Annotated in this window: 19 protein-coding genes and 1 tRNA gene; 13 read left to right on the top strand and 7 right to left on the bottom strand. The window is 64.1% G+C overall.

The window, feature by feature from the left end; translation table 11 throughout:
• Positions 1-33: 33 nt before the first annotated feature.
• Complete coding sequence (locus tag ACLFLU_RS26830) at positions 34-2,091, bottom strand: ATP-dependent helicase (protein WP_426407779.1); 2,058 nt, start codon at positions 2,089-2,091, stop codon at positions 34-36.
• Positions 2,092-2,218: 127 nt separating this feature from the next.
• Between ACLFLU_RS26830 and ACLFLU_RS26825 the strand changes: the two genes are divergently transcribed.
• On the top strand, positions 2,219-2,809 hold the full coding sequence (locus ACLFLU_RS26825; protein ID WP_426407778.1) for a TMEM175 family protein: 591 nt from the start codon (positions 2,219-2,221) through the stop codon (positions 2,807-2,809).
• A 15-nt stretch (positions 2,810-2,824) separates the two neighbouring features.
• On the opposite strand, the gene ACLFLU_RS26820 is transcribed toward ACLFLU_RS26825, so the two are convergent.
• On the bottom strand, positions 2,825-3,211 hold the full coding sequence (locus ACLFLU_RS26820; RefSeq protein WP_426407777.1) for a YciI family protein: 387 nt from the start codon (positions 3,209-3,211) through the stop codon (positions 2,825-2,827).
• 205 nt (positions 3,212-3,416) lie between these two features.
• On the opposite strand from ACLFLU_RS26820, the gene ACLFLU_RS26815 reads away from it, so the two are divergent.
• Positions 3,417-3,602, top strand: a complete 186-nt coding sequence (locus ACLFLU_RS26815) for a hypothetical protein (protein WP_426407776.1) — start codon at positions 3,417-3,419, stop codon at positions 3,600-3,602.
• Positions 3,603-3,998: 396 nt separating this feature from the next.
• Positions 3,999-4,072 (top strand) — tRNA-Gly (locus ACLFLU_RS26810).
• Positions 4,073-4,299: 227 nt separating this feature from the next.
• Here ACLFLU_RS26810 and ACLFLU_RS26805 read toward each other — a convergent pair.
• A complete protein-coding gene (locus ACLFLU_RS26805) occupies positions 4,300-5,874 on the bottom strand; it encodes a winged helix-turn-helix domain-containing protein (RefSeq protein ID WP_426407775.1) in 1,575 nt (524 codons plus the stop codon).
• Positions 5,875-6,067: 193 nt separating this feature from the next.
• On the opposite strand from ACLFLU_RS26805, the gene ACLFLU_RS26800 reads away from it, so the two are divergent.
• The 4 genes from ACLFLU_RS26800 to ACLFLU_RS26785 all read left to right on the top strand — a co-directional run bounded on the left by ACLFLU_RS26800 (position 6,068) and on the right by ACLFLU_RS26785 (position 12,091).
• The gene (locus ACLFLU_RS26800; RefSeq protein ID WP_426407774.1) at positions 6,068-9,157 is read left to right on the top strand and encodes an autotransporter outer membrane beta-barrel domain-containing protein; all 3,090 of its coding nucleotides are present in this window, start codon (positions 6,068-6,070) and stop codon (positions 9,155-9,157) included.
• A gap of 524 nt (positions 9,158-9,681) precedes the next feature.
• The gene (locus ACLFLU_RS26795; protein WP_426407773.1) at positions 9,682-10,674 is read left to right on the top strand and encodes a GlxA family transcriptional regulator; all 993 of its coding nucleotides are present in this window, start codon (positions 9,682-9,684) and stop codon (positions 10,672-10,674) included.
• A 69-nt stretch (positions 10,675-10,743) separates the two neighbouring features.
• Complete coding sequence (locus tag ACLFLU_RS26790) at positions 10,744-11,295, top strand: RidA family protein (protein ID WP_426407772.1); 552 nt, start codon at positions 10,744-10,746, stop codon at positions 11,293-11,295.
• A 115-nt stretch (positions 11,296-11,410) separates the two neighbouring features.
• A complete protein-coding gene (locus ACLFLU_RS26785; RefSeq protein ID WP_426407771.1) occupies positions 11,411-12,091 on the top strand; it encodes a DJ-1/PfpI family protein in 681 nt (226 codons plus the stop codon).
• 107 nt (positions 12,092-12,198) lie between these two features.
• Here the strand turns inward: ACLFLU_RS26785 and ACLFLU_RS26780 are convergent, their stop codons facing one another.
• Entirely contained in the window at positions 12,199-13,566 is a 1,368-nt protein-coding gene (locus ACLFLU_RS26780) for a carbohydrate porin (RefSeq protein WP_426407770.1), read from the bottom strand.
• Between the two features lie 16 nt (positions 13,567-13,582).
• Positions 13,583-15,958, bottom strand: coding sequence for a glucose/quinate/shikimate family membrane-bound PQQ-dependent dehydrogenase (locus ACLFLU_RS26775; protein ID WP_426407769.1), 2,376 nt, complete (start codon positions 15,956-15,958; stop codon positions 13,583-13,585).
• Between the two features lie 250 nt (positions 15,959-16,208).
• On the opposite strand from ACLFLU_RS26775, the gene xylB reads away from it, so the two are divergent.
• The 4 genes from xylB (at position 16,209) to ACLFLU_RS26755 (ending at position 21,405) form a co-directional block, all read left to right on the top strand.
• A complete protein-coding gene (xylB, locus tag ACLFLU_RS26770) occupies positions 16,209-17,654 on the top strand; it encodes a xylulokinase (protein ID WP_426407768.1) in 1,446 nt (481 codons plus the stop codon).
• A gap of 126 nt (positions 17,655-17,780) precedes the next feature.
• Positions 17,781-19,304 (top strand): sugar ABC transporter ATP-binding protein, encoded by a 1,524-nt coding sequence (locus ACLFLU_RS26765; RefSeq protein ID WP_426407767.1) that lies wholly within the window; start codon positions 17,781-17,783, stop codon positions 19,302-19,304.
• On the top strand, positions 19,297-20,337 hold the full coding sequence (locus ACLFLU_RS26760; protein ID WP_426407766.1) for an ABC transporter permease subunit: 1,041 nt from the start codon (positions 19,297-19,299) through the stop codon (positions 20,335-20,337). Before ACLFLU_RS26765 ends, ACLFLU_RS26760 begins: the two co-directional genes overlap by 8 nt.
• A gap of 120 nt (positions 20,338-20,457) precedes the next feature.
• Complete coding sequence (locus tag ACLFLU_RS26755; RefSeq protein ID WP_426407765.1) at positions 20,458-21,405, top strand: ABC transporter substrate-binding protein; 948 nt, start codon at positions 20,458-20,460, stop codon at positions 21,403-21,405.
• A 49-nt stretch (positions 21,406-21,454) separates the two neighbouring features.
• On the opposite strand, the gene ACLFLU_RS26750 is transcribed toward ACLFLU_RS26755, so the two are convergent.
• Positions 21,455-22,639, bottom strand: coding sequence for a TCR/Tet family MFS transporter (locus ACLFLU_RS26750; RefSeq protein WP_426407764.1), 1,185 nt, complete (start codon positions 22,637-22,639; stop codon positions 21,455-21,457).
• Positions 22,640-22,655: 16 nt separating this feature from the next.
• Positions 22,656-23,795, bottom strand: coding sequence for a lysophospholipid acyltransferase family protein (locus ACLFLU_RS26745; protein WP_426407763.1), 1,140 nt, complete (start codon positions 23,793-23,795; stop codon positions 22,656-22,658).
• 244 nt (positions 23,796-24,039) lie between these two features.
• On the opposite strand from ACLFLU_RS26745, the gene gmd reads away from it, so the two are divergent.
• Together gmd and fcl are read left to right on the top strand one after the other, a co-directional pair.
• Positions 24,040-25,110, top strand: a complete 1,071-nt coding sequence (gmd, locus tag ACLFLU_RS26740) for a GDP-mannose 4,6-dehydratase (protein ID WP_426407762.1) — start codon at positions 24,040-24,042, stop codon at positions 25,108-25,110.
• A complete protein-coding gene (fcl, locus tag ACLFLU_RS26735) occupies positions 25,091-26,047 on the top strand; it encodes a GDP-L-fucose synthase (protein WP_426407761.1) in 957 nt (318 codons plus the stop codon). The genes gmd and fcl overlap by 20 nt, the downstream gene beginning before the upstream one ends.
• The last annotated feature ends 3 nt before the right edge of the window (positions 26,048-26,050 follow it).

Genomic DNA, 26,050 nt, shown 5'->3' with positions numbered 1-26,050 from the left:
CTTTCGGAAATGCTCGGTTTCCGTTTGGTCGACCTACCGCCACATCCCGCGCATCCGCGCGCCGATGTCGATCTTCGGACCCTGAGATGCGGCGCGCGCACCGGCCGCGGTGGCCTTCGGCCAGGCGGTACGCTCGAACAGATAGACCAGCTGCTCCGGGATGAAGCGGGTGCGCGAGGCGTAGACGTGGCGGTCGCCCTTGGCTTGCTGGCCGTGGACGAAGAAGCGTTGCGGCACAACGAGGTGCAGATCGTCCTTGGCGCGCGTCATCGCGACGTAGAGCAGGCGGCGCTCCTCCTCGAGCTCGGCGCTGGTGCCGGCGCCGAGGTCGGACGGCATGCAGCCGTCGACGACGTTGAGCACGAACACCGATTTCCATTCCTGGCCCTTGGCCGAATGGATGGTGGAGAGGATCAGATAATCCTCATCGCGCAAGGGCGGACCGGATTTGTCGCTGGTCGCATCCGGCGGATCGAGCGTGAGCTCGGTCAGGAATTTTTCGCGCGAGGAATAGCCGCTCGCGATCTGCTCGAGCTGCATCAGATCGGCGCGGCGCGTCTCGGAATCCTCGTGGATGCGGTCGAGATGCGGCTCGTACCAGAGACGCACGCGCTCGAGATCGGACGGCCATTCCGAGTAGCGCAAATTCTCGACGGTGCGGACGAAACCGGTCCAGTCCGCGCCGGTGCGCGGCGGCACCGGAAGCTGGCCGAGCGCGTGGAGCGGGTCGGTGCTCTCCGCCATCTGGTCGAGCACGCGCTGTGCAGTGGTGGGACCGACGCCCGGCAGCAGATGCAGGATGCGAAAACCGGCGACGCGATCGCGCGGGTTCTCGGCAAAGCGCAGCAGCGCCAGCACGTCCTTGACATGCGCGGCGTCGAGGAATTTCAGTCCGCCGAATTTCACGAAGGGGATGTTGCGGCGGGTCAGCTCGATTTCGAGCGGGCCGGAATGCGAGGACGTCCGGAATAATACCGCCTGGTGCTTGAGCAGCGAGCCTTGCTCGCGATTGGCCAGCACCTGCTCGACGATGTAGCGGGCCTGGTCGGTCTCGTCATGCACGGTGACGAGCTGCGGCTTCTGCGCGGAGGCGCGCTCGGTCCAGAGGTTTTTTGTGAAGCGCTCGCGCGCAAGCCCGATGACACTGTTGGCTGCCGCCAGCACGGCTTGCGTCGAGCGATAGTTGCGGTCGAGCGTGATCATCTCCGCCCGCGGCGAGAAATTCTGCGGAAAATCCAGGATGTTGCGCACGGTCGCGGCGCGGAACGAATAGATCGACTGCGCATCGTCGCCGACGACGGTGAGGCCGCGTCCGTCAGGCTTGAGCGCCAGCAGGATCGAGGATTGCAGGCGGTTGGTGTCCTGATATTCGTCGACCAGCACGTGATCGAAGCGGCCGCCGATCTCGTCGGCGATCAGCGCGTCGCTCATCATCTGCGACCAGTAGAGCAGCAAATCGTCGTAATCGAGCACGTGCTGGGCCTGCTTGGCCTCGACGTAAGCGGCGAACAGCCCCCTCAGTTCGGCGGCCCAGCCTGCGCACCAGGGATAATGCGCCCCCAACACCTTCTCGATCTCCATCTCAGCATTGACGCAACGCGAGTAGATCGAGAGACATGTGCCCTTGGCCGGAAAGCGGCTCTCCGTCTTCGACAACCCGCGCTCGTGCCGGACCAGATTCATCAGGTCGGCGGAATCCTCGCGATCGTGGATGGTGAAGGCGGGATCGACGCCGATCCGCTCGGCATATTCGCGCAACAGCCGCGCGCCGATGCCATGGAAGGTGCCGGCCCAGGTGAGCGCGTCGCGCATGATCGCGGCGTTGTTCTCGCCCAGCACTTTTCGGGCGATGCGCTCGACGCGGCCGGCCATCTCGGCAGCGGCGCGGCGGGAAAACGTCATCAGCAGGATGCGGCGCGGATCGGCACCGGCGACGATCAGATGCGCGACGCGGTGGGCGAGCGTATTGGTCTTGCCGGAACCGGCGCCGGCAATGACGAGCAGGGGGGCGCCCACGGTCACGCCTTCGGCCACGCCATGCTCGACGGCGCGGCGCTGCTCCGCATTGAGCGTGTCCAGATAGGTTGTCACGAATCGCCCCGATGAAGCCCGCAGAATCAACGATCCCCGGGTGAATCGCAATGTAGCTGGACGCAAGTCGCCTGAGGATTTAGGGGAGAGGGACAGCCCCAGTTCCAGCCCGGACGGTATTGCAGAGATGGCCGATCCCACGCCCGAGCTTTTCGAGATGCGCCGGCTGGAATCGCTGAGCAACACCATATTTGGTGTCGCGATGACGCTGCTCGCCAATGATCTGCCCAAGGCGGGCGAGTTCAAGGCCATGCCGACCTGGAGCGATCTCGCTCAACTTTACTCTGGTCGTGTGACCGGCCTGATCCTGAGCTTCATCATCGCGGGCGTGTTCTGGATCAGCCATCACCGCCGGCTCGCCCGTCAGCCGGAAGCGAGCCGCCACATCGTGCTGCTCAATCTGATGTTCCTGCTGTCGATCGTCCTCCTGCCGGTGACCAACGGCCTCTATGGCAATTACGGCATGAGCAGCGCCGTGGCCGTGCTGTTTGGTTTGCATCTGACCGTCATCGCCGGCCTGAATGCCACGCTGTGGTGGCTCGTGATGCGCGGCTTCCGCTACCAGCTGATCGCAGCTTTGTTTCCGCTGGCCGTGTTCCTGCCGGGGACTGTGGTGGCGGCGGTGGCCCCGCAATATGCGACCTATTTCTGGTTCCTGGCCTTTGGTGGACTTCTGATCCGCCGCCGCATCGATGCGGCGACGGACGCCAGGACCTGACGGCGCCGCCGTCCCTCATCCCTTGGTCGCTGTCGCGCCGAACCCGTCGGCTGGCACGTAAAGCTTGACCGGACGGATTTCGTAGACCGCACTCGGATTGACCTGGCGCAGCAACCGCGCCGCCGCGATCGCCTCTTCATCCGTGTCGTAGTTGACGAGGTGGAAGCCCAGAAGCTGCTCCTTGGTCTCCGCAAACGGGCCGTCGAGCACGATGCCGGCGCCGGGGCCACGCAAGGTGCGAGCCTTTTGGGTGTCATCCAGACGGGCGGCCGGCCCTAGGTGTCCGCTCGCTCTCAAGGGCGCCTGAACTTCGATGACTTTGGCGACGACCGCGGCGTCCTCCGCCGCTGACCACGACAAAATCTCGTCTTCCACATGGTAAGCCAGGATCGCGTAAAGCATCTTCACCTCGTTTATTTTTGGGCGCGCAGCTCGAAGGACGTATGGTCGCCGCCGATACCGACAACGGCCGACCTTAATATATTGCGTCGCGGCGATGGCGACGAAACCATTCTGAAACCCGATTTACCGCCTTGCGGGGTGAACGCCGTCCGGAGAAGAGGCGACTGATGGCCACAACAACAATTGAGGCTCATCGGAGGCGGCAATGTCGGGTCAGACCATCAAGATCATCTGCGACGCGCGGCGGGCTGGGAAGTCCGAACCTGCTGATCTGCACGACCAGGCCGGCCATCACCGCTATTACGGCAGCTCGGTCGAGAGTGGCGGCGAGCGCATCGTCGAGAGCCGCCGCGGCAAGCGCCCGTCCGTGCTCGCCATCTTCGGCTTCTGAAGTCGGCGAGCGCGAGCGAGTGCGCGCGATCTGAGCCACGTGCGGCCAGGGCTCACCATTTCCAAAAGACAAAATTCCAAAAGAAAAGGCGCGGCGGGGAAACCCCGTCGCGCCCGATTTCTTGCTCGCTGGTCCAGGGCTGAGAGCGCCCCGATGCCAAGCCCTTATTGAGAGCTTAGCGGGCGATCCCAGCGAGGTGACAGCGCTTGGTAAAAGACACTGGATCACCTCCTTTCGTTGATTGCCGGAGATTTGAATATAGGTCGGAAGGCCGCCGCTGTTAAGGGCCGGCGGGCAGGGCGGAACCAGGCCTGTGCACAAGGGGCCGGAAAGCCGCCGAATGCCGTCCCAGGGGCAGTTGAGACCGCCGCCCGGCCGTGTTAGGGAGCCGGTGCCGCGGGTGTAGCTCAATGGTAGAGCAGCAGCCTTCCAAGCTGAATACGAGGGTTCGATTCCCTTCACCCGCTCCAGCCCTTTCATGGACTTGGCGAGACGGTCGGATTTCATTCTGACAAAGAAGCTGCTTTACGCGCTCTTTGCGCGCATTCCGATCGACTGCGTGTCGATTGATACGCTGTGACGTATTCCCGGCACGACTCCGTACCGCTTGAGGTACGAGCTCATCAAAACCGAATATCCTGGTTCAGAGACGAGGTGCTCAACGCGCGTGCGGAAATCGGCGATGATGCGACCCTAACTATTCCGGCAGACCCGCCCGTCGTAACCCCTCCGCGTACCTCTCGGGATAATCCGGACGCCGATAGGGCCCGAAGATGTCCTTGAGGTTGGAGATACGCTCGTCGGGATTGAGCTGAAGCAAGCCGGCTACCGCCTTTTGCGCCGGCTCCAACTGCCCGGCCATGGCGTAGGCTGCAGCGCCGATCCGCAAACCCGGCAACAAATTTGGTGTGCCCCGCAAGGCCCTCGCTGCCCAGGATGAGGCCTCGTCATAGCGGGTCGCGAAAAAATGCGCATGGGCCGTGGCCATCTGCATCAGCGGCATGAGCGGATCGACCGGGCTAAGGCGCATCGCGTGCATCAGGTGTGTAACGGCGGCGTCCGGCTCACCGAGCCAGCTCTTGATGAGGCCCGCGAAGTAGGCGGCCCACATCAGGTTGGGATTGAGCTCCAGCGCCTGGTTGATGCAGGCGACGCCGGCGTCGAGATCGCCGACGACATAGGCCAGCGCACCGGCTCCTGTTGCCAGTGCGACCGCATCGTCCCCGCCCAGGCGAACCGCCCGTCGGGCCAGCCGCTCGGTCTCCGCAACGTCGCGCGCGACATCGTCCGATTGCCACCGGTTCGTTCGGTAAATGACGTAGCAATAGGAGGCCAGGCCGTAGGCGGTGGCGAATTCTGGATCGAGCTCGATTGCGCGCTCGAACAGCCGCAATGCCTCGGCGATGACCTCCCGGAGGGGGAAGCGGTAAATGATGGATAATCCGAGCAAATAGCATTCGTAGGCGCTCAGGCTCTCCGTCGGCCTGCGCTTGGTGCGTTCGATCGCAGTCTGCTCCAGCTTCGGCGCCAGAGCTCCCACCACCCGTCCGGCCACCTGGTCCTGCAATTCAAAAACGTCCGCCAGCGCGCCATCGAAGCGGTCCGCCCACAGATGCGCGCCGGTCGAGGCATCGATCAGCTGCGCGGTGATGCGGACGCGGTCAACCGATTTGCGCACGCTGCCTTCGAGCACGAAGCCGACGCCGAGTTCGCGGCCGATCTGCTTGATGTCGACGGTGCGGCGCTTGTAGGTGAAACTGGAATTGCGCGCGATGACGAACAGGGAGCGGAAGCGCGACAGCGTCGTGATGATTTCCTCGACGATGCCATCGGCAAAATATTCCTGCTCCGGGTCGCCGCTCATGTTCTGGAACGGCAGCACTGCGACGGCGGGCTGGACCGGAAGCGGAAGCGCATCGGTCGGCGCAGAAGGCCGCGCCGCGACGGAGGCCCGGTTGTCGGGGCTTACCGGGCCGGCAAAGCGGTAGCCGTATTTGGGCAGCGTCTCGATCCAGCGCTCGCCGGCGGGCACTTCGCCGAACACCCGGCGCAGCGCCGCGATCTGGACCGGGAGATTGCTTTCCTCGACGATCACGCCGGCCCATGCCGATTTGATCAGCGCATCCTTGGAGACTGGGCTCCCCGCCCGCTCCACGAGCGCGCGCAGCACGGCGATCGCGCGCTGGCCGATCGCGACGGGATCGGCGCCGCGAAACAGGAGCGCGGCGTCCGCATCAAGCCGGAACGGACCGATGATGAAACTCGTAGCCATGGCGTGATGCTTAAGAACTTTTTTAGAACGACACCATGACTTTCAGTGGAGCCAGGCCCAATGGTGAACGCCCTGATTGCAGGGCAACCCACACTGGCCGGAATCCGGTCGTAAAATCAAGCAGGTGCGACGCGCCATCCCAGCCTGGTGCTGGCAGCTGGCGAAGTCGTCCCAGGATCTCCGGCGCCAGCAGATGCAGCAACAATTTCGACAGTCGCGGGCGACGCTCAGGCGGACCCTCCTCGCCGGCACGGCGTTCACCGGCGTCCTGGTCGCTGGCGTCGCCGGCCATCCCGGCAGCGCGCTTGCCGCTTGCACAGCAACGGGAATAGTTGACGGAGCCAATACCGTCACCTGCGACACGACGGTAACGACATTCACGACGGACTTGGTTGTGAGTTCGATTACGACGATCGATTACAAGCAGCAGTTCGGCATCGGGGGCGCTGTGACGGGCACGCTCAATGCCGGTCAGACGATCAGCGGCTACGGGCTCTGGATCAACACGAGCGAGTCCGGTGCTCCCATCACGTTCACCAACAACGGCGTGGTGACGGGGAACAGCCTCCTGGGGGTGCTCCAGCTCAGTACCAACGGCGGAAACATCGCCTATTCGGGCAATGGCAGTGTCATCGGCGGCTCAACCTCAGGTGGCCTCTCCCTTGATGCGTTTTTCGGTGGCGGCTCCATCGCGGTCGGCGCGAGTGGCGCGCCGGTCACGGCAAATTTTTCCGGCACCTCCCCCCTGTACGCTCACTCAAGTACCGGCCCGATCGATATCTTCCTGAAGGGCGGCAGCCTCACGATGACAGGCGGGACCGCCTTGTTTCTAGCTACCGACGCAAACGCCTCCGTGACGCTGACCGGCAACACGACAATCACGAATGCCAGCGGCGTCGTCGGTACGACTGCCGGCATCGTCGCGTCGTCGGGCGACGGTACCACCAGCATCGTGTCGGACGCCAACATCGGCAGCGCCGGCGCCGCGTTCGGGACCGGCATTCAAGCGCTTGGAGGCACCGGAAGTGTCAGCGTGCTCCAGACCGGCGGCACGATCTACGCGGGGACGTCCGGCATCATGGCGACCCTCGCCGGAGCAAGCACCGGCGACGTCACGGTCGCCGCGAACGGCAACATCTTTGCCGCCACGAATGCCGGCATGATCGTCGAGACACTCGGAAGCGGTAACCTGCATGTCTCGGTCGGCGCGGGCGCCACCGTGCAGGCCCCGCTCGACGACGGCATATATCTATCCGGTGGCGCCGCCAACACGGTCACGAACAACGGCGCGATCAGCGGCGCTACCGGTCTCGTGACAAGGACCGGCAGCACCACCGTGACGAACGCGGGCAGCATCACCGGCACCGGTGGCACCGCCGTGAGCCTCGCCGGCGCCAACAACCTCTTCATCATGAGCGGTCCGGCCGCGGCGCTGACCGGCCAGGCCATCGGCAGCGGCACGGACACGTTCCGCTTCGCAGGCACGGGCAGCAACAGCTTCGACGCCAGCCAGATCGGCGCGGGCTGGACGCTCGTCGACAAGACCGGCACGTCGATCTGGTCGCTCACGGGCACGTCGACTTACGCCGGACCTGTTACCGTCAACGGCGGTACGCTTGCGGTGAACGGCGATCTCTCCTCGGCGAGCAGCCTCACGGTGAATGCAGGCGGCACGCTCGGCGGCACCGGCGTTGTCGGCGCGGTCGCCATCAATGGCGGCACGCTGGCGCCGGGCAACTCGATCGGCACGCTGACGAGCGCGAGCCTGACCATGACTGCTGCATCGACCTATCTGGTGCAAGTGTCCGGTGCCACCTCCGACAAGACCATTGTCACGGGCATCGCCGCGATCGGCGGCAAGGTGGTGGTGGATCCGCTGGTACGCGTGTCGGCGACGACGACCTACACGATCATGACCGCGGGGACGTTGGGCGGCACCTTCACCGGCGCCGAATTCCTCACCGCCACCAGCTTCGCGCGCAACGCGCGGCTCGCCTATGTCGGCAACAATGTGCTGCTGACGCTCGATCCCGGCCTGCTGTCACCGTCGCTGCCTGGCAATGCCAATATCAATCAGAGGAACGTTGCCGCGGGAATCGACAACGCGCTGATTGGCGGTGCGGCCCTGCCGGCCGGCTTCAATCCGTTGTTCGCGCTGTCGGGCACCCCTCTGCTCAATGCGTTGACGCAGGCCTCGGGCGAGACCGCGACCGGCACGCAGCAGACGACCTTCGATGCGATGAACCTGTTCATGGGCGTGCTGACCGATCCGTTCGTGGCCGGTCGCGGCGATCCGCGTTCGTCCGGCGGCGCGACCGGATATGCGGCAGATGACAGCGACGCGCTCGCTTATGCCGGCAGCAAGCGCACTGGCGCGGAGCGCGACGCCTATGCCGCGATGTGGCGCAAGGCGCCGCAGGCGCAGGCCTTCGAATCGCGCTGGAGCGTGTGGGCAGCGGGCTATGGCGGTTCGCAGACCACCGACGGCAACGCCGCGCTCGGCTCCAACGCCGTCACCAGCCGCATCGCAGGTGGCGTGGCCGGAGCCGACTACTGGTTCTCGCCGAACACCGTGGCCGGCTTCGCGCTCGCCGGTGGCGGCACCAATTTCTCCGTGGCGAACGGCGGCACCGGCCGCTCCGACCTTTTCCAGGCCGGCGCCTTCGTGCGGCACAATGCCGGCCCGGCCTATGTCACGGGTGCGCTCGCCTATGGCTGGCAGGACGTCACCACCGATCGCACCGTCACCATCGCCGGTGCCGATCATCTTCAGGCGCGCTTCAACGCGAATGCGTATTCCGGTCGGCTCGAAGGCGGCTATCGCTTCGTGGCGCCGTGGGCGGGCAATGTTGGCCTCACGCCCTATGCCGCAGCCCAGTTCACCACTTTCGATCTGCCCGCCTATGCCGAGCAGGCGATCACCGGCACCAACACCTTCGCGCTGAGCTACGCCGCAAAAACCGTCACCGCCACGCGCAGCGAACTCGGCGTGCGTGCCGACAGGTCGTTCGTGGTCAATGAAGCGATCCTCACCTTGCGCGGCCGCGCTGCGTGGGCGCACGACTTCAACGCCGATCGCAACATCGCCGCAACCTTCCAGGCGCTGCCGGGCGCAAGCTTCGTGGTCAACGGTGCCGCACAGGCGCACGATGCCGCGCTCACCACCGCATCGGCAGAGATGAAGTGGCGCAACGGATGGTCTGGCGCGGCAACGTTCGAAGGCGAGTTCTCTGAGGTCACCCGCAGCTACGCCGGCAAAGGCACCGTGCGCTATGAATGGTGAGCGGGGTGATCAAGCTCCGCCCTGAGCCACGGCTTTGGTTGCTCTCGGTCTCGATTTGCGTTTGGGATGCAGGACCTATCCATCTTAGGATGACCACAGCCAGCGGATGCCGGTTCCGGTGATTGCGCTTCCAGGATTCGAACCTCTCTCGGCCCGAGTCAAATGTTCTGCGACCATTTGGCTCGCAACCGCCATTCTGACGGCGAGAATTCCGCAAATGATCTCAAGGGGCCAAAAGCGCTGAAAATGTCGGAATGGCCTTTGAAGGCCTGTGATCATCCGAGACTTCCAAGCTGAATATGAGGGTTCGATTCCCTTCACCCGCTCCACGATTTTCTACGCCACTCTACGATCTTGTGCGATTTGGCACGCTTGAGCGCGTGTCTCCTCATCGCCGACCCGGCAGCGCCGGCCAGAGTTTAGGTGGTCGTATCGATGCCGCCCGGACATCTCTTGTTGTTCTGGCCGAAAATGACCGAACATTGGCCTTTGGGACATCGGTCGAGGGGGCTAGTCTGTGAACCATGCCCAAGCCCCAGCGCATCCTGATGCTTGCGTTCCCAGACTGCCAGATGTTGGACGTCACCGGGCCTTTGCAGATGTTTGCCGGCGCAAATGATGAGCTGGGCCGGCAAGCCTACCAACTCGTGATCGCGGCTCCGAAGCGCGGCCCGTTCAAGACATCCTCCGGCATCAGCCTTGTGGCGGATTTGGCGATTGCTGATGTCGAGCCGGCAAAGTGCCGCGCCTCCGACACATTGATCGCCGCGGGCGGCGACCCTGGTCTTTGCCGCGCGCTCGAAAGCGGCGAGATTGCTGCTCTCCTCAAGGCGGCGAGGCGGCGCGGCGCCCGTATCGTGTCGGTTTGCACTGGCACATTCTTCCTCGCAGCGGCGGGCTTGCTCGATGGGCGTCGGGCAGCGACTCATTGGCTCCACGTCGAACGTCTTCGTCAATTTCGACCGCAGGTCGATGTCGATCCCGAGGCGATCTACCTGCGTGACGGCAATGTCTGGACATCGGCAGGCGTCACGGCAGGTATCGATCTCGCGCTGGCGCTGATCGAGGCAGATTTCGGTCGATCGATCGCTCTGGCGATTGCACGTCGCCACGTTGTCTTTCGTATTCGGCCAGGCGGTCAAGGCCAGTTCTCACCCGAGCTGGCAGCGCAAGGTATTCGACACGATCGTCTCTCGAAATTAGCAGAGAAGATCGCTGAAGGGCCACAGGAGCACTGGCGCACGGACACGCTGGCGGCCGAGGCCGGCGTGTCGCCGCGTTCTCTCAGCCGCTTGTTTCGCAAGGAGCTTAACGCCAGCCCATCAGAGTTCGTGGAGCGCGTCCGCATTGATCAGGCAAGACGCGCCCTGCTCGAGACGGACGCACAGATCGAAAATGTCGCGATCCGGTGCGGATTTGGATCGCTTCGCCGCATGGATCGCGCGTTTTCACGAGTGATCTCCGCAACACCGGCCGAATTCCGTGCCCGATTCAAGGCACCGGGAGCGCCCGGGTGACCTCGTTCAATATTGGCTTCGTGATGTTCCCCGAACCCACGAAGCTTTTCATGAGAGGAGCGAGAAGCCATGAACGACATCGATCGTCGCACCGTGTTCGTCGCTGGCCTTGCCGCGACTTCGCTTATATCGAACACCTGCTTCGGCGCAGCGGCTGGCGAAGGTTCTCCAGAGGCGAGGCTGCGTGAATTAGGGATCGAACTGCCGAAGGTCCCTGCACCCGTCGCAAACTATGTGCCGTCGGCTCGGCTCGGAAACATGATCTTCCTGGCGGGTGCAGGGCCGCTCAATCCCGATGGCTCTCGGCCGCAGGGCAAGGTAGGGCGCGAGGTGACCCTCGAACAGGCCAATCAACATGCGCGGAACGTTGGCCTTCAATTGCTGGCGGCGTTGCGGGAGGCCGCCGGTAGTCTTGATAAGGTGGTTCGCTTCGGCAGAGTGTTCGGCATGGTGAACGCCGTGCCGGAATTCACCGACCACCCAAAGGTCATCAACGGTTGCTCGGACCTGTTTGTCGAGGTCTTCGGTGATCGCGGTCGGCATGCGCGTTGCGCCGTCGGAATGGGCTCGCTCCCCTTCAATATGACGGTTGAGATCGAGGCGGTTGTAGAGGTTACCTAAGCCCATTTGGGCACGGTCTGGCGTTCGGCTGCGTTGTCGCCTCGTTGTCGTTGCAAATGAGGCGGCGGTCCCGAATTGCGTTTGACCGGCCGGCAAGGGAGAACGGGGCGTAGACATGGAGCTGTTCAAGGTTGGCTTTGTCATTTTCCCCAACGTGACACAGTTGGATTTCACGGGGCCCCTGCAGGTTCTCTCGGGCCTTCCTCAATCGGCGACACATATCATCGCAAAATCCATGTCGCCCGTTCTGAGTGATTGCCGGCTTGGTCTCGTGCCGACTCACACCTTTGCGAACTGTCCGCCTCTCGACTTGATCTGTATTCCTGGCGGAAGCGACGGTGTGGCCGGAGTTCTCAATGATCGCGAAACAATTGCGTTCGTTCGCCAGCAGGCGGGTTCCGCAAGGTACGTCACGTCGGTTTGTACCGGTGCATTCGTTTTGGGCGTGGCCGGATTGTTGAAAGGGCGACGGGCTACGACCCATTGGGCCTATGCTGATCTGTTGCCCCTCGTTGGCGCCAAACACGAAAAGGCCAGAGTTGTAAAAGACGGTAACCTGTTTACCGCAGGTGGCGTAACCTCGGGCATCGATTTCGGGCTTGCTGTCATCGCCGACATTGCAGGTGAGAGTATCGCCAGACGCATTCAGCTCGGCATGGAATACGACCCGGCACCACCATTCGATTCCGGTCATCCTGATAAAGCACCGACCATCAGGTCGGAGCTCATGTCTGCCCGCTACGACAAGTTCCGATCAATTTACCGCACGCGCATTGAACAAGCCGCGCAACCGTGACGCCCGCGACTACGTCTGCACAAATGGCTCTGAGCGGGCGGCTACCTTGAGCCAGACAACGTCCCACTGGCTGCACTTCCAAGCACCGCAGCCCAACCCGCGCGATCTCAGAAATTCGCAACCGTCTTCAGCCCGAACACCAACGCGTTCGGATTGTTTGCGGTGCCGCCGGGATTGATCACATACTGGATGTTCGGCCGCACCTGCAGGCCGGCCAGCGGCCGGTAGGTGTAGTAGAACTCCATGGTGTACTCATTGCTCCGGACCGCGACCGGACCGAGGCCGGCCAGGTTTTGCAGTTGTTCCGACCAGGCGACGCGGCTGTTGACGTGGGTGGTGCCGACCGCAAATCCGACGTCGTCCTCGGGGCGGGACCGGAATGGGCCGGTATAGGTCAGACCGCCGGCGATCTGATAATCGGTGGTCGCCGTTCGCCGGTCGGCCATCGTTGCATTCAGGAATAGGCTGAGCGTGCCTGCGGAATTGACCTGCGACGGGCGTATCACCTGCTGAAGGAAATTGACGTAGATGCCGTAGCGCCCGCGGCTCTGGAGCAGCGGCTGTCCGCTGAGCACGGCCGGGTTGCCGTTGATGTCGGTGACCACATCTGGCGCGGTCGATGTGTCGTACCAGCCGCCGAACTTGTAGCTGCCCTGTAAGTTGCCGAACTTCGGCAACCAACCGAGCTCTGCCGGAATCAGGAGACCCGTGGATCCCGAATAGAACACAGGAAGCGCCGATTGCGCCACCTTCAGGTAATTGGGATTGGCGTCGAACACACCGAACTGAAAATAGCCAAAACCCTGCAGATTGAACTTCAGCCTGGAGGCCCACTGGCTGACCGGCCAGTTGTAGATGTAATTGCCGACGAGGTTGCCGGGTTGCGCGCCGCAGAACGTCAGGTTCTGGAAGTCGCAGGAGAACGCTGCAAAGTCCTCTCCGAACGTGATCCGTCCGATCTTCCAGTCGACCGCGCCGTCGATGAATTTCTGGTCGTACCAGAATTGCGTGAGCCGCAGCGTCTGGCCGCGTCCGAACACTTCCTGCACCTGTTGCAGCGTGCCGAGGCGCGCGTCGTCGCTCAAATTGCTGCCGTTGCGGTCCGTCCATGTGACCTGGACCGTGCCGCCCGGCACGACGCCCAGCCTGGTGAGATCGAACGTCGTGCCAAAGGTCCATTGATCGGTGTAGGCGACCTGACGACGGTCACCGCCCGTTGCATTGCCGGCGATCTCGCTGGTGTAGCCAAACTGGAAATCGATGCCTGCGTTCAACAACCGGGTTCTTCCGCCGTCCCAGTCGCCGAACAGCCAGGGCACCGGTGCCACCGGCGCCGGATTGGTCGCACTGACGGGAAGCGTGAGATCAGCGGCGTTAGCGGCGTGGCTGCCGAGACAGGCGCTCACCGCCGAGAAGCTCAACCAAAAACAAAGCGTCGTTGGATGCGTCGCTCGCTCACCGGAGGATGCCATCATGACGATGCTCCCGGGTTCAATCCTTCAATGCGTAGGCGATGATGTAGTCGCCGCGCTTGGTGCCGAACGAGCCGTGGCCGCCGGCCGCAGTGACGACATATTGCTTGCCGTCGACCTCGTAGCTCATCGGCGTCGATTGGGCCCCGGCCGGCAAGCGATCTTCCCAGAGCACCTTGCCGTCGCGTACGTCGTAAGCCCGGATCGTGTACTCATAGGTCCCGGTGTAGAATGCGATCCCGCCGGCGGTCGTGATCGGCCCACCCAGCATCGGCACGCCCATCTTGAAGGGGAGGGGCAGCGGTGTGGTGTCCCGGATTGTGCCGTTGGGATGCTGCCAGACGATCTTCATCGTCTTCAGATCGATCGCAGCCATCGATCCCCATGGCGGCCGGTAGCACGGCACGGAGAGCGGCGAGAGGAAACTCCAGATATCGACCCCGAACGGCGTGCCATACATCGGCTGCGTCCCGACCTCGCTGCCGACCGGCTTCTCGGCCGTCGGCGCCGGAGGATTCTGCGGGCCGCGCGGAATGAGCCTTGATGCGAAAGGCAACGACATCGGGTTGGCGATGGCGATCTGTCTCACGGGATCGACCGCGATGCCGCCCCATTCGAACATCCCGAGATTGCCCGGAAAGACCAGCGTGCCCTGCAACGACGGCGGCGTGAACGTGCCCTCGTAACGCAGCCGGTGGAACATGATCCGGCACAGCAGCTGGTCGAAGATCGTACCGCCCCACATGTCCGCGCCGGTCAGTTTCGCCTCGGGGCGGAATGTCAGCTCGGAGAACGGCTGCGTCGGCGCGGTGCGGTCGCCGGGTGCGGGCCCCTGTGGGACCGGTCGTTCCGGCGCCGGCACGATCAGTTCGCCGGTCCTGCGATCGAGCACAAAGATGTTGCCCACCTTGGTCGGCTGGATGATCGCGGGAACGACACCCCTGGCCGTGGTCACATCGACCAGGCTCGGCTGTGACGGAACGTCCATGTCCCAGAGGTCGTGATGCACCGTCTGGTACGACCAGGCGCGCTTGCCGGTATTGACGTCGAGCGCAACGATCGAGCTCGAATAGCGCTCGACGAGCGCGTTGCGATTGCCTCCCCAGATGTCGGGCCCGTTGTTGCCGGTGGGGATGTAGACGAGGTTCAATTTCGGATCGAACGAGGCCGCGATCCATGAATTCGGCGAACCGTTGGTGTAGTGACGCGTCGGCGACGGCAACTCATTCTCGTCCGCCGCGCCGGAGTCCCACACCCAAACCAGCTTGCCGGTGTAGACGTCGAAGCCGCGGATCACGCCCGAGGGCACTTCGACCGCATAATTGTCGATCACCGCGGCGGCAACGACCAGGATTTTGTCGCTGACGACCGGCGGTGACGTCGGCTCGAAGAAGCCCGCCGTCTTGATCCCCATGCCTTGCTGGAGGTCGAGGCTGCCATGATCGCCAAAACTCTCACAGAGCTTGCCGCTGTCGGCATCGAGCGCGATCATGCGCCCGTCGTTGACGGGCAGGAAAATTCGGCGGGGGCATTCGGCGGGCGCGGGACCGCCGCTGCTGTCGACGGCACCCGCCGCAGTCTCGTGGTAGGAGACCCCGCGGCAGGTCATGTGCTGGAACGTCTTGTTGAACACCAGCTTGGGATCGTATCGCCAGCGTTCCTTGCCGGTCTTGGCATCGAGCGCAAACAGCACCTGGTGCTGGGAGCAGAGATAGAGCGTGTCGCGCACCTTGATCGGCGTGACCTCGAAGGTGGTCTCGCCGGAATCCTCCGGCGTCGGCACGTCACCGGTGCGGAAGGTCCAGGCGACCTGGAGCTTGCCGATAGTGTCAGGCGTGATCTGCTTCAGCGGCGAATAGCGCTGTCCGAATTGCGTGCGTCCATACGCGCGCCAATCGCCATCAGGCTGAGGATCGGATTCGCTTTGCCGTACGGTAGAAGCTTGCTCGACGACTCTGCCGTTGATGTCGTGATAGCTGGACAGAAGCGCGATGATGAGCACGGCGGAAGCTGCCGCAACGCCGATCCAGAGCGGCAGCGTCGCGCTGCGGTAGGACACCGGCTCGTCTCGCAGCAGCCCGCGAACGATCACCGGCGTCAGCAGCCAAAGCGCCATGGGGAAGACGATGTCGCCGCGCGACGCAAGCGGCCACCAGTCGAACTGCACCTCGGAGACGGCCCACGCCAGTGTGCCGACCAGCACGATCGCAAACAGCCACAGCGCCGAACGGCGCTGCGCCAGCAACAACGCTCCGGTGGCGAGAATGCCGACACCGAGAACAATATAGAAGATGGACCCGCCCAATGCGGCGAGCCAGAGGCCGCCGCCCGCGAGCACCAGACCGATCAGAGCGTAGACGAGACCCGTGATAAAGACTGCCCTGGATCGCTGCATGGCTGCTCCGGCGCGGAAACGGGATCGAGCACTGTCCAGTGCAAACGCAACTGACGGCGCTCGCTTTCGATCACTGTGGTCCAATCAACCACAGCTGGCAACCTTCAACTGCTGCGCTGGCGCAACACCCGCGCGCAAAAGCTGCGATCCGATGTGATAATGCTTTGTCCGGAATTGTGTGCTCATTGAATGCGGGCACAGTTGCGGGTCGTGCCCGCAATCGCCGCCAACCCTCGGGAACACCTCCGTCATGTATCTCGGCATCGATCTCGGTACCTCGGCGGTCAAGACCGTTCTCGTCGACGGCGCGCAGCGCGTGATTGCGAGCGAGAGCCGGGCCTTGACGATTGCCTCGCCGCAGCCGGGCTATTTCGAGCAGGATCCCGCGCAGTGGCTCGAGGCGACCTTTGCCACGCTGGATGCCTTGAAGGCATCGCACGGACAAGAGCTGGCAGCGGTCGAAGGCATCGGGTTGTCCGGCCAGATGCATGGCGCCACGTTACTTGATGCGAGCGACAGGCCGCTGAGGCCTTGCATTCTCTGGAACGACGGACGCTCCGCCGCGGAGTGCCGCATCCTGGAGCAGCGCTGGCCCGCCTTGCGTGCGACCACAGGCAACAAGGCGATGCCCGGATTCACCGCGCCAAAGCTGCTCTGGATCGCCGCGCACGAGCCCGGGATTTTTGCGGCGACGACACGCGTCCTGATGCCGAAGGCCTATCTGCGGCTGGTGCTATCAGGCGAGGCGATCGAGGACGTCTCGGACGCGTCGGGATCGCTGTGGCTCGACGCGGCGCGCCGGGACTGGTCGGATGCGGCGCTGGCCGCGACCGGCCTGTCGCGCGCACACATGCCGCGCCTGGTCGAGGGGTGCGCGCCCGCAGCCACATTGCGCAGCGAACTGGCGCAACGTTGGGGCATGGCGAGGTGCCCGATGATCGCGGGCGGCGCCGGCGACAATCCGGCGGGTGCCATCGGCATCGGCGCAATCAGGCCCGGAACCGCGTTCATCTCGCTGGGAACCTCAGGCGCCTTGCTGGCGCCGGCCAGCCACATTGCCGCCAATCCGGACCGCGTGGTCCACACGTTCTGCCATGCAATCCCTGGCATGTGGATTCAGGCCGGCGCGATCCTCTCGGCGGCCTCGTGTCTGGCCTGGGCCGCGCGGCTGTTCGGCGTCGCTGAAACCGCGCTGCTGGCGCCACTCGGCGCGCGCCCGCAGGCGCCGTCTCCCGTGAGCTTCCTGCCTTATCTCGCCGGCGAGCGGACACCGCATGACGATCCCGTCGTGCGCGGCATGCTCGAGGGCCTGAGCCACGGCACCGACCGCACCGCGATCGTGCAGGCCGTGCTCGAGGGCGTCGCCTTCGCGCTCGCCGATTGCCGGGACGCGCTTGGCGATGCCGGCATTGCGGTGACCGAAGCCGACGTCATCGGCGGCGGTTCGCGGTCCCGGTTCTGGCTGTCGGTGCTGGCCAATATTCTCAATGTTCCTATCCATCGCTTTGCCGACGGTGAAACCGGAGCGGCGTTCGGTGCGGCGAGATTAGGGCGGCTTGCTGTCACCGGCGAGGCAATCGAAACCGTCTGCACTGCGCCGCGACGCATCGAGACTTTCGAACCCGATCGCGTGCTGGCCGAGGTCTATGCCGAGCGGCTTCCCGCCTGGCGCCAACTGTATCGGCCGCGCCACTAGTATCGCTTTGGTTGCGCATTTCTGCCTGTTCGCTGTTGCCCTGCGCGACGGCGTTTTGTTTAATGGCTGAACCGCGCCTGAAAAACGAGACGCAGACAGGAAATGCATTGTGCGCCGGGAGGCACGATGAACGATCCGATCCTCGAGATGCGGGGAGTTTCAAAATCCTTCTTCGGCATCAAGGCGCTGCGCGCGGTTGATCTCACCGTCTACGCCGGCGAGATTCATGCCTTGATGGGCGAGAACGGTGCCGGCAAATCGACCCTGATGAAGATCCTGTCGGGTGCCTACCGGCCCGATCCCGGCGGCGAAATCCGGATCGAGGGCAGGCCGGTGCGCATCGAAGGCCCGCTTGGCGGCCGTGCCGCGGGCATCTCGATCATCTATCAGGAACTGTCTTTGGCCCCCAATCTGAGCGTTGCGGAGAATATTTATCTCGGCCGCGAGATCTCGCGTTCAGGTTTACTGGCGCGCGGCGCCATGCGCGAGGGCGTCGGTCCGATCCTGGAGCGGCTGGGGGCTGACTTCCTGCCGTCGACATTGGTCGCGCATCTCTCCATGGGCCAGCGCCAGCTCGTTGAGATCGCGCGTGCGCTGCACGCGCGCTCGAAAATCCTGATCATGGACGAGCCGACCACCGCGCTGTCAGCCGGCGAAAGCGAGCGGCTGTTTGCGCTGATCCGTCAGCTCCGTGCCGAGGGGCTTGCCATCATCTACATCTCGCACCGGATGGACGAGGTCTATGCGCTCGGCGATCATGTCACCGTGCTGCGTGACGGCCGCCTGGTCGGCTCGCTCGACAAGCAAGACATCCGCGCCGACGCCATCGTTCGCATGATGGTCGGGCGCGACGTCTCTTCCTTCTACAAGAAAGATCATGATCCCGAGGCCGGGAAGGGGCACCCCGTGCTCGGCGCTATCGATATGGCCGACGGGCTGCGCGTCAAGGGCTGCTCGCTCACCGTGCATGCGGGCGAGGTGGTGGGGCTTGCCGGCCTGATCGGCGCCGGCCGCACCGAGCTTGCGCATCTCATCATCGGCGCGGCGCCGAGAATTTCAGGCCGTATCGAGCTCGAAGGCCAGCCCATCGACATCCGCACGCCCGGCGAAGCGCTCGAGGCCGGCATCGCCTATCTGACCGAAGACAGGAAGGCGCTAGGCCTGTTTCTGGACATGTCGTGTCTGGACAACATCAATCTCGCCGTGCTCGGGCGCGATGCCAAGCTCGGCTGTTTCCTGGATCGCGACAAGGCGCGCGAGCGTGCCGACAGGGCCTTCACAGGGCTCAGCATCCGCGCCGCCAATGTCGGCGTGCCCGCAGGTGGCCTCTCCGGCGGCAACCAGCAGAAGGTGCTGTTGTCGCGGCTTCTCGCCATCGCGCCAAAAGTCCTGATCCTCGACGAGCCGACGCGCGGCGTTGACGTCGGCGCCAAGTCCGAGATTTATTCGATCATCGACAACCTTGCCAAGGCCGGTACCGCGATCCTCGTCATCTCGTCCGATCTGCCTGAAATCATCGGCATCTGCGACCGGGTCATCGTGATGCGGTCGGGACTTGTCGCGGGCGAGGTCAGGCGAACCGAGACGGCGCCATTAACCCAGGAAGACATCATGGCCCTCGCCACGGGGACGGAGCATCTCGATGCCTGACAACGGATCGACGCAAGCGAAGGCCGCCACGGCGAACGGCCTTGCCGCCGCCCAGGCGACCAAGCGCCAGCGCATCAGGCTTTTGATCCGCGCAGCCGGCATGCTGCCGGTGCTGCTGCTGCTATGCGCCGGCTTTCATTATCTGTCGGACGGCCGTTTCTTCACCGGACAGAATCTCGGCATCGTCCTGCAGCAGGCGGCCGTCAACACCGTGCTCGCCGCGGGCATGACCTTCGTCATCCTGACCGGCGGCATCGATCTCTCGGTCGGCTCGATCCTGGCGGCGTCGGCGATGGCCGGCCTGACGATGTCGAAATTGCCCGACTTGGGTGCGCTGTGGCTGCCGGCCGCGGTTCTCACCGGCCTCGGCTTCGGCGTCGTCAATGGCGCGCTGATCGCGCTGCTGCGCCTGCCACCCTTCATCGTCACGCTGGGCTCGCTGACTGCCGTGCGCGGTCTGGCGCGGCTGCTCGGCGCCGACACCACGGTGTTCAATCCGTCCATTCCCTATGCCTTCATCGGCAACGGATCGCTGACGCTGGTGCCCGGCGTGGCGTCGATCCCATGGCTGTCGGTGATCGCGCTGCTCGTCATCCTGGCCTCGTGGCTCGTGCTGCGCCGGACCGTGCTCGGCGTGCATATCTATGCGGTGGGCGGCAATGAGAGCGCGGCGCGGCTTGCCGGCATCAAGGTCTGGGCCGTCCTGATCTTCGTCTACGGCGTGTCGGGATTATTGGCCGGGCTGGGCGGCGCCATGCAGGCGGCGCGGCTCTACGCGGCCAACGGCCTGCAGCTCGGGCAAAGCTACGAGCTCGATGCCATCACCGCAGTCATTCTCGGCGGCACGTCCTTCGTCGGTGGCATCGGCTCGATCTGGGGAACGCTTGTCGGCGCGCTGATCATCGCCGTGCTCTCGAACGGCCTGATCCTCACCGGCGTCTCCGATATCTGGCAATATGTGATCAAGGGGCTGGTGATCATCGGCGCCGTTGCGCTGGATCGCTATCGGCTGCAAGGCTCTGCCAGAACCTGAAAAGGCTCTGCCAGAACCTGAAGGCTCCGCGCGCACATGAATGCGCGCTGCGTGATACGAAATTCCGCTACGGCAACTGGTCTGCCGTGCCGGATTAAGGACAGACCAGGGAGGAAGCCAATGTTGAAGATGACCATGCTCGCCGGCGCCGCGATGGCGCTTGCCCTGACCACCGTGCCGTCCTCTGCCAAGGAGCTCAAGTCGATCGGCGTTTCGCTGGGGTCGATGGGCAATCCGTTCTTCGTCGCGTTGTCGAAGGGCGCGGAGTTCGAGGCCAAGAAGACCAATCCCAATGTGAAGATCACCACCGTCGGCTTCGAATACGACCTCGGCAAGCAAGTCACCCAGATCGACAATTTCATCGCCGCCGGCGTCGACCTGATCCTGTTGAACCCCGGCGATCCCAAGGCGATCGGGCCGGCGATCAAGAAGGCACAGGCAGCGGGTATCGTCGTTGTCGCGGTCGACACCGCGGCCGAAGGCGCCGATGCCACGGTAACCACGAACAACGTCCAGGCCGGCGAGATCTCGTGCCAGTACATCGTCGACAAGCTCGGTGGTAAGGGCGATGTCATCATCGAGAACGGACCGCAGGTCTCCGCCGTGATCGACCGCGTCACCGGCTGCAAGAACGTCTTCGCGAAGAATGCGGGGATCAAGGTGCTGTCCAGCGACCAGGACGCGAAGGGCTCGCGCGAGGGCGGCCTCACGGTCGCGCAAGGTTATCTGACCCGCTTCCCCAAGATCGACGCCATCTTCGCCATCAACGACCCGCAGGCGATCGGCACCGACCTTGCGGCGCGCCAGCAGAACCGCAGCGGCATCATCATCACCGCGGTCGACGGCGCGCCGGATATCGAGGCATCGCTGAAGGATCCGGCGTCGCCGCAGATTCAGGCGTCAGCGTCGCAGGACCCGTTCTTCATGGCGCGGCGCGCCGTGCAGGTGGGCGTTAGCATTCTCAACGGACAGAAGCCGGCCTCGACCGTCGAGCTGCTGCCGTCGAAACTCGTGACCCGCGACAATATCAAGGATTACAAGGGCTGGACCTCGGACCGTTCGCAGTAGCACGGGCTGCAAGAAGGGGCGGCGATCTTCCGACGGGATCGCCGTCCACTTACCCTCGCTGGATCGCCCGCTTCGGCACCGTCAGCGCCATCGGCACGGCAACGGCGAAAATCGCGGCTCCCATGATCCACACGAGCCCGGTCCAGCCCGGCCGCGACAGGGCGTAAATCCCGCCGAAGACAAGCGGGCCGAAAATGGCGGCGAGGCTGACGAAACTTGCGACAACGCCCTGCAACTGGCCCTGGCGTTCGCCGTCGACGGCCTTCGACTGGAGCGCGCGCAGCGCAGGCGCGCTGATGCCGCCGAACGCGATCAGCGGGATCAGCGCGAACGCGATCCAGCTCGCTTGCGCGAAGGCGAGCACGAGGAGGGCGATGGCCTCGCACGAGATGCCGAGAAGCAGCGTGCCGCGTTCGCCGAGCCATCCTGTCAGCGGCGCAATGGCGAAGGCCTGCACCAGCGCGACCAATGCGCCGAAGATGCCGAGCGAAACGCCGATATCGGTCGCCGTCCACTGGAAACGATCCGTGACGAAGAGCACCCAGACCGTGCTGTAGGTCTGGCCGACGAGGCTGACGAGAAGAAACACGAGCAGCAGCGGGATCAGCGTGCGAAAGCTCATCGCCCAGCGCAGCGGGGCGAACGGGTTCAGCGTCCGCCATTCGAACGGCTTGCGCGCGGTGCGGTGCGTCTCCGGAAGAACGAACAGCGCAATCAGGACGTTCACGCTGCTCAACGCCGCAGCGGCAAGAAACGGCGCGCGCAGCGAGATGTCGCCGAGCATGCCGCCGATGACGGGACCGATGACGAAGCCGGCGCCGAAGCAGGCGTGGAACAGCCCAAAGCGGCGTGCGCGCTCCGTCTCCGGCGTGATGTCCGCGATGGTCGCGGTGATCATCGCGACGCCCGCCGCCGTCAGACCGGCGATGGTGCGGCTGACGAACAGGAGCCACAGATAGGGCGTGAAGGCCATGACCAGATAGTCGATGGTCGAGCCGGCGAGGGCGAGCAGCAGCACCGGCCGGCGGCCGAGCCGGTCCGACAGGACGCCGAGCACCGGCGTGACGACGAATTGCGTGAACGCGTGCAGCGCCAGCAGCGTGCCGTAGAGCGCGGACACGTTGTCGGTGCCGGCCATCGCGCGCAGCAGATTTGGCAGGATCGGAAAGATCAGCGCAATGCCTGATGCCTCGAGGGCGGCACAGGCGAGGATCGCGACCAGCGGCCGGCTCATGGGATTCTGCGGCCTGTCAGTCAGCCGATACACCTTCCGCCAGAGCGGACGGTGCAAGCGGTGGAGCCTCTGTCCGGCGGATGGAATCGGTCAAATCAGATGTCGCCCATTTGGCGTGTGCTGCTTCCACCGTTCGAGCGACGGCCTCGTCATCTTCAGGTGCCATCGCGGTCAGCAGGTCCGGGCGCTGGCGTTGCGCGATCGCGAGATAGGGATCGTTGGGGATCGGGTGCCAGAGCCAATAGGCCGCGGGCTGCTCCGCCGTGAAGCCATCGACGTGGGCCGCAATCTCCTGTGTGAACTCGGACGCGGCGGCCTGGGCCGGCATCCAGGTCCGGTACTCGATCGGAGCCAGGATGTTCATCGAAAAGCCTGCCGCGTCACGGCGTGAGGCAAAGCCGGGCAGGACCAGCGTGCCCGTCCGCGCATAGCGCGCCGGCCCGGGTGGATAGCGGAAGTCGGAATCATGAGTCTTGACGGTGATCCCGGCGTATTTGGCGCTGGGGTAGACGTCCACGACCATGAAGACGACGCCGTTGTTCTGAAGCACCCTGGAGATCTCGGCTCCGGTGTTGCGTCTTGCAAACGCAATCGGCGTGGCCGCGGTCGCGCTCCGCCCCGCATAGATCCATCGTTCGGTCGCCGTTGGCTGGCGACTGATCGAATAGACGAAGCCGACGTTGAAGCCGCGATCCCTCAGGTGGGCCGCGAACAGCTCGAGACTGCCGATGTGAGGCACGGCAATGATGCAGCCATTGCGCGATTTCGAAAGCGCCCGCGCCAGACGAGCGAGCGCCTTTCTCGGGATCCTGGCTTCACAGCCCATCGCCCTGGCGCGATCCTGCTGCAGATTGGCAAGGTCGAACAGGACGGTGACCCAGGCCGCCAGGCCGTCGATCACCTGCGCGGGCGTCGCTGTGCCGCGGCGAATGATGCTCTGGCGCAGAAACATGTTGTTGCTCATCGTGCTCGGGAGGCGCGCGATCACGCTTGCGATCTCGCGCGCGACATCCACCTGACGCGCGACCGGGACGATGGGGGCCAGACCGTCGACGAGGTTCACGACGGCGGTCTGGATATCTCCGTGCTCGCGGGGAAAGGGGCGCGGATTGGCCTCGCGCGGGTCGGTGCCTGCTGCAGTTTCCTGGAACGTCACTTGAACCTCAAAGCCCGTCAAATCATGTGGGAAAATCTCACCACACAAGTGTTACCAGCGTCTCAAGGTTTCCCTGCAGCAACCGGCGGCATCCTCGCTCGCGCGGGCCAAATTCCTCGGAAAAAGAACGGTGTAGCGCCATAGTGGGTTGACCCCGGCGAACGATATGTCAGAGAGAGGGACGGGTTTCGGACTGGGCTGGAAGCCGGCGCCCCGCCGGGGCATTTTGGGAGCAGTTAGGGATATGGCTGAGCGGGTCGCTCTCATCACCGGTGTGACCGGTCAGGACGGCGCCTATCTTGCCGAACATCTGCTGTCGCTCGGCTATGTCGTGCACGGCATCAAGCGGCGCTCGTCCTCGTTCAACACCGCCCGCGTCGACCATCTCTACCAGGATCCGCATGTCGGCAACGTGCCGTTCCTGATGCATTACGGTGACATGACGGATTCGACCAATCTGATCCGCCTGGTGCAGCAGATCCGGCCGACCGAGATCTACAATCTCGCCGCCCAGAGCCACGTCGCCGTCAGCTTCGAAAGCCCCGAATACACCGCCAACGCCGACGCCATCGGCGTGCTGCGCCTGCTGGAAGCGATCCGCATCCTCGGCATGGAGAAGGAGACGCGGTTCTACCAGGCCTCGACCTCCGAGCTCTACGGCCTGGTGCAGGAGGTCCCGCAGAAGGAGACGACGCCGTTCTATCCGCGCTCGCCTTACGGTGTCGCAAAGCTCTACGGCTACTGGATCACGGTGAACTACCGCGAAGCCTACGGCATGTTTGCCTCGAACGGCATCCTGTTCAACCATGAGAGCCCGATCCGCGGCGAGACCTTCGTGACCCGCAAGATCACGCGCGGCGTCGCGCGTATCGAGGTCGGACTCGAGCAGACGCTCTATCTCGGCAATCTCGAGGCCAAGCGCGACTGGGGGCACGCCCGGGATTATATCGAGGGCATGCACATGATCCTGCAGGCCGACAAGCCCGACGATTTCGTGCTCGCCACCGGCGAGACACGCTCGGTGCGCGAGATGGTCGAGCTGTCCTTCGCGCAGGTCGGGCGTCGCATCGAATGGCGCGGCGCAGGCGTCGAAGAGACCGGAATCGATGCCAAGAGCGGCAAGACGGTGGTGAAGATCGATCCGACCTATTTCCGTCCGACCGAGGTCGATCTGCTCATCGGTGATTCCAGCAAGGCGCGAAAAGTGCTGGGCTGGAAGCCGAAGCGGACCTTTGCGCAGCTCGTCGAAGAGATGGTGGCGAGCGATCTGGCCGAGGCCAAACGGGACATCGCAAATGGCAAGCGCACCGTTTGAGCTGAAGGGCAAGAGCGTCTACGTCGCCGGCCATCGCGGCATGGTCGGTGCGGCATTAGCGCGCCGGCTGGCGCGGGAGGACGTGAAGCTTGTCACGGTGGATCGGCGCGAGGTCGATCTCTGCAACCAGGCCGCGGTGTTCGACTGGTTCGCGAAGGCGCGGCCGCAGGTGATCTTCCTCGCTGCGGCAAAAGTCGGCGGCATCGTCGCCAACAACACGCTGCGCGCCGAGTTCATTTACGACAACATCGCGATTGCCGCGAACGTGATCCAGGCCGCGCATGTGAACCGCGCCGAGAAGCTGATGTTTCTGGGCTCGTCCTGCATCTATCCAAAGCTCGCACCGCAGCCCTTGCGCGAGGACACCGTGCTGACCGGCCCGCTGGAGCCGACCAACGAGCCTTATGCGATCGCCAAGATCGCCGGCATCAAGATGGCGGAGGCCTATCGCAGCCAGTATGGCAGCGACTTCATCAGCGTGATGCCGACCAATCTCTACGGCCCCGGTGATAATTATCACCCCGAGCTGAGCCACGTCGTTGCCGCGTTGATCCGCCGCTTTCACGAGGCGAAGGTGGCGGGCGCGAAGAACGTGGTTGTCTGGGGTACCGGCACGCCGCGGCGCGAGTTCCTCTATGTCGACGACATGGCGGATGCCTGCGTGCACCTGATGAAGACCTATTCCGGTGCGGACCTGATCAACATCGGCACCGGCGAGGACATCGCCATCGCCGAGTTCGCCCGCGTCGTCGCCGAGATCGTCGGTTATCGCGGCGAGATCAGTTACGACACCTCGCGCCCCGACGGCACACCGCGCAAGCTGCTCGATATCGGCCGGCTGACAAAGCTTGGCTGGCGCGCGACGACTTCGCTCGAGGATGGCTTGAAGCGCGCCTATGCGGCGTATCAGGCTGCGGCGTCGGTTCCCGCGCAATAGTCC

The sequence above is a fragment of the Bradyrhizobium ganzhouense genome, from assembly GCF_049949285.1.
GTDB classification, from domain to species: Bacteria; Pseudomonadota; Alphaproteobacteria; order Rhizobiales; family Xanthobacteraceae; genus Bradyrhizobium; species Bradyrhizobium ganzhouense.
Note: the sequence above shows the minus strand (reverse complement) of the source record. Positions and strands in the feature narration are given on the sequence as shown.

Coding starts and splice junctions, on each gene's coding strand:
- ACLFLU_RS26755 (WP_426407765.1), top strand. CDS start 20,458: ATGTTGAAGATGACCATGCTCGCCGGCGCCGCGATGGCGCTTGCCCTG.
- ACLFLU_RS26800 (WP_426407774.1), top strand. CDS start 6,068: ATGCAGCAACAATTTCGACAGTCGCGGGCGACGCTCAGGCGGACCCTC.
- ACLFLU_RS26760 (WP_426407766.1), top strand. CDS start 19,297: ATGCCTGACAACGGATCGACGCAAGCGAAGGCCGCCACGGCGAACGGC.
- ACLFLU_RS26820 (WP_426407777.1), bottom strand. CDS start 3,211: ATGCTTTACGCGATCCTGGCTTACCATGTGGAAGACGAGATTTTGTCG.
- ACLFLU_RS26750 (WP_426407764.1), bottom strand. CDS start 22,639: ATGAGCCGGCCGCTGGTCGCGATCCTCGCCTGTGCCGCCCTCGAGGCA.
- ACLFLU_RS26815 (WP_426407776.1), top strand. CDS start 3,417: ATGTCGGGTCAGACCATCAAGATCATCTGCGACGCGCGGCGGGCTGGG.
- gmd (WP_426407762.1), top strand. CDS start 24,040: ATGGCTGAGCGGGTCGCTCTCATCACCGGTGTGACCGGTCAGGACGGC.
- xylB (WP_426407768.1), top strand. CDS start 16,209: ATGTATCTCGGCATCGATCTCGGTACCTCGGCGGTCAAGACCGTTCTC.
- ACLFLU_RS26765 (WP_426407767.1), top strand. CDS start 17,781: ATGAACGATCCGATCCTCGAGATGCGGGGAGTTTCAAAATCCTTCTTC.
- ACLFLU_RS26825 (WP_426407778.1), top strand. CDS start 2,219: ATGGCCGATCCCACGCCCGAGCTTTTCGAGATGCGCCGGCTGGAATCG.
- ACLFLU_RS26780 (WP_426407770.1), bottom strand. CDS start 13,566: ATGATGGCATCCTCCGGTGAGCGAGCGACGCATCCAACGACGCTTTGT.
- ACLFLU_RS26805 (WP_426407775.1), bottom strand. CDS start 5,874: ATGGCTACGAGTTTCATCATCGGTCCGTTCCGGCTTGATGCGGACGCC.
- ACLFLU_RS26795 (WP_426407773.1), top strand. CDS start 9,682: ATGCCCAAGCCCCAGCGCATCCTGATGCTTGCGTTCCCAGACTGCCAG.
- ACLFLU_RS26790 (WP_426407772.1), top strand. CDS start 10,744: ATGAACGACATCGATCGTCGCACCGTGTTCGTCGCTGGCCTTGCCGCG.
- fcl (WP_426407761.1), top strand. CDS start 25,091: ATGGCAAGCGCACCGTTTGAGCTGAAGGGCAAGAGCGTCTACGTCGCC.
- ACLFLU_RS26775 (WP_426407769.1), bottom strand. CDS start 15,958: ATGCAGCGATCCAGGGCAGTCTTTATCACGGGTCTCGTCTACGCTCTG.
- ACLFLU_RS26785 (WP_426407771.1), top strand. CDS start 11,411: ATGGAGCTGTTCAAGGTTGGCTTTGTCATTTTCCCCAACGTGACACAG.